Annotated in this window: 2 protein-coding genes; both read left to right on the top strand. The window is 75.3% G+C overall.

Annotated elements, in window-relative coordinates; translation table 11 throughout:
* The coding region (locus tag AC08OQ_RS18425) for a beta/alpha barrel domain-containing protein (protein WP_476612253.1) at positions 1 to 1,061 on the top strand (1,061 nt) is incomplete at its 5' end.
* Positions 1,062 to 1,119: 58 nt separating this feature from the next.
* Positions 1,120 to 3,523, top strand: a 2,404-nt coding sequence (locus tag AC08OQ_RS18420) for a beta-ketoacyl synthase N-terminal-like domain-containing protein (protein WP_476612252.1), incomplete at its 3' end; no start/stop codon positions are given.

The raw sequence follows: 3,523 nt of genomic DNA, 5'->3' as shown, positions 1-3,523 counted from the left end.
GCGTCGGCGCGAACGGCTCGCGGCTGGTGTCCGCGGCGGCCGGCGCGGGGGCGCTGGGGTTCGCCGACGCGCCGGTCTCCTGGCCGGCGACGACATGGCGAGCGGACGGGCCACCCGCCGCCGACGTCCGCGTGGTCGAGGTCGACCTGCCGTTGGGCCCCACTCCCGAACTGGTGCGGTTCCGCTTCACCGGCGCGCACCGCGACCGGCACGGCCGGGCCAGGCCGGCGCGGCACGTGGTCGCCCGCGTGATGGGGCTGGACTGCGCTCGAGCGTTCCTGAACCCGCCGGGCCCGGCGGTGCTGGAGGCCCTGGTCCGCGCCGGCGCGCTGACGTCGGCGGAAGCCGACGCGGCCCGCCACCTGCCGGTGGCCTCCGACCTGGCGGTCGCGTCGCCCGCAGGGTGGCACGGGGGCGGCCTGACGGTGCTGCACCTGCTGCCCGAGGTGCGGGCCCTCGCCCGGGGCGTCCCGCAACCGGTGCACGTCGGGGTGAGCGGTGGTGTCGGGACGCCCGAGCAGGCCGCGGCGGCGTTCGCCCTGGGGGCGGACTTCCTGCTCACCACCTCGGTGAACCTGTGCGCCGAGGAGTCCGCGCTCACCGCCGCGACCAGGGCGCATCTGGCCGCGCTGGCACCCGGCGACACCGGCTGGACCCCGGACCCTTCACACTTCACGCTCGGCGCCCGCTCGGAGGTGCTGCGCCGCGGCACCCTGTTCGCGGCCAGGGCCAACCACCTCGTCGACCTGTACCGGCGGCGGGCCGAACCCGACGCCGCCACCCTGCGGCACGTCGAGGAGACCTACGTCGGTCACCCGCTGGACCAGATCGCCGAGGGCGTGGCCGACCCCTGGCGGCGGCTGGCGGAGGCCCTCCGGTGGTATCTGCGGCGCGCTGCCGCCTGGCGTGACGGCGCACCGGAACAACCCCTCGACTACCGGCTGCCGTGTGGCCCGGACCTGGCGGCGTTCAACCGGGACCCGGGGCGGCGGGCCGTGGCGGGGATCGCGGACCACCTGATGGCCGGCGCGGCCGACCTAGTGGGCGCTGCTCAGTACTGAGCATACCGGCGTGATCGCGGTGGGTAAGGTCCGGCCGTACGCACCGGAAGGAGGCGGGATGCAACCGAGCAACGGCCTGGTGGACCCGGCCGTCGTCCTGGTGTCCGCGGGCGATCCCGTTCGGTTGGCGCACTATGCCAGGTCGCACCACGACCACGTGCGTGACCTGGGGGACGGCGTGGGCGACCGCGACGAGGCGCTGCGCGGCATCGCATGGACGACGCAGACGGCGCGGACCCCGATGGCTCACCGGCTCGCGGTGGTGTGCGCGAGCCTGGACGACCTGGTCGAGGGGCTCGCGGCAGCCGTCGTCGGCCGGGCGGACCCGCGGGTGCGCACCGGCCACGCCGTGGGTGGCGCGAGCGGAGCCGAGCCGAGGACTCCCACGGAGGCCGCCGAGCTGTGGGTTCGGGGGCACGACGTGCCGTGGCGCGCGTTCTGGCGGACCCGACCGGACCGGCAGCCGCTGCCCGCCTACCCGTTCCACCTGGCCGAACCGGCACCGGCGCCCGCCCCCGAAGCGGCGTCCGGTGCACTGCTGGAGCATCTCGTCGTCCAGTACGCCCAGGTGTCGGGCATCCCCCGGGACCGGCTGGACCCCCACACGCCGTTCGAGGACTACGGGCTCACCTCGTCCCAGATCAGCGAGCTCAACGTGACGCTGGAGCGGGACTTCGGACTGTCCGACCGCGCCCTGTTCTTCCGGCACCGCACGCTGGCCGGGGTCGTGGACGAACTCGACGCGGCCGGTGTCCGGCCGCGGGCCCAGGACCTCGCCCCGCGAGGCTCCGAACCAGGAGGCCCCGGACCAGGAGGCCCCGCACCGCTGACCCCCGCGCCGGTCCTGAAGGCACCTCGATGGCCAGGTGTCGCCTCGGCGCCGGATTCCGGTCCGGTGCCGGTAGCACCGGCGGACGACGGCGCGATGGCGATCATCGGCCTCGCGGGCCGCTACCCGCGGTCCCCCGATCTCGACGCGTTCTGGGGCAACCTGGTCGAGGGCCGCGACTGCGTCGGCGCGCTGCCGCCGGACCGGCGCCGGCCGGGCTGGCCGGTCGAGCGGATGACCGGCGGCTACCTCGACGGCGTGGACGAGTTCGACCCGCTCCTGTTCGGGATCACGCCGCGTGACGCGGCCCTGATGGACCCGCAGGAACGCCTGTTCCTGCAGTCCTGCTGGGAAGCCCTCGACGACGCGGGGCTGCCCGCCGAGCGGATGCGCGAGCGGTACGGGTCGCGCGTCGGCGTCTACGCCGGGGCGATGTACTCGGACCACCAGTTCTTCGGCGTCGAGGAGACCCTGCGTGGCACCCCCACCTACAGCGGCGGCGGCATCGGGCACGTCGCCAACCGGGTGTCGTTCTTCTTCGACCTCCGCGGCCCCAGCCTGACGGTGGACACCATGTGCTCGTCGTCGCTGGTGGCGATGCACCTCGCGGTACGCGCGCTGCGCGCCGGTGAGTGCGAGCTCGCCGTGGTCGGGGCGGTCAACCTGTCGCTGCATCCCAACAAGTTCCTGGAGCAGCGGCAGATGTCGCTGACGTCCAGCTCGGGCCGTTGCCGCAGCTTCGGTGAAGGCGGCGACGGGTTCGTGCCCAGCGAAGGCGTCGCCGCGCTGGTCCTCAAGCCGCTGCGCCGTGCGCTGGCCGACCGGGACCGGGTACGCGCGGTCGTGCGCGGCACGGGGGTGGTCCATGCCGGGCGCACCAAAGGCTACCTGGTACCGAGCCCGCTCGCGCAGAGCGAGGTGGTGCGACAGGCCCTGGCCGACGCGCGGCTCGGGCCGGGCGACATCGACTGCGTGGAGGCGCACGGCGCCGGCACCGCGTTGGGCGACCCGGTGGAGATCGACGGCCTGAGCCGGGTGTTCGGCGAACGCCCGGCTGGCAGCGTGCCGATCGGATCGGTGAAGTCGACCATCGGGCACATCGAGGCGGGCGCGGGGCTCGCGGCGCTGACCAAGGTCCTGCTCCAGATGGAGCATCGCACGCTCGCGCCGACCCTGCACGTCGACCGGCTCAACCCGAACGTCGACTGGGCCGCCACGCCGTTCCGGGTGCAGCGGGATGCCGCGCCGTGGCCCGACGTCGGGCGGCCGAGGCGGGCGGGGATCAGCTCGTTCGGTGCGGGCGGCACGATCAGCCATGTGGTGCTGGAGGAGGCGCCAGCGCGCACCGAGCCCGCCGCGACGGGCCGACCGCAGCTGGTGGTGCTCTCGGCTGACAACGAGGAGCGGTTGCGCGTCCTGGGCGAGCGGCTGGCGGACGGCCTGCCCGCGGCGGCGGCGCTCGACGACATCGCCTGGACTCTCCAGAGCGGTCGCGCGCACCTGAAGGAGCGGCTGGCGTTCGTGGCGGCCGACCGGGACGGGCTGCGGGCGCGGCTGCGGGCGTTCGCGGACGGCGACGCGAGCGGTGTCGCGCGCGGCCGGGCCCGGCCGGCGCGGTCGGTGGACCGGCTGC

Source organism: Frankia sp. CcCS3 (assembly GCF_977927575.1).
Note: the sequence above shows the minus strand (reverse complement) of the source record. Positions and strands in the feature narration are given on the sequence as shown.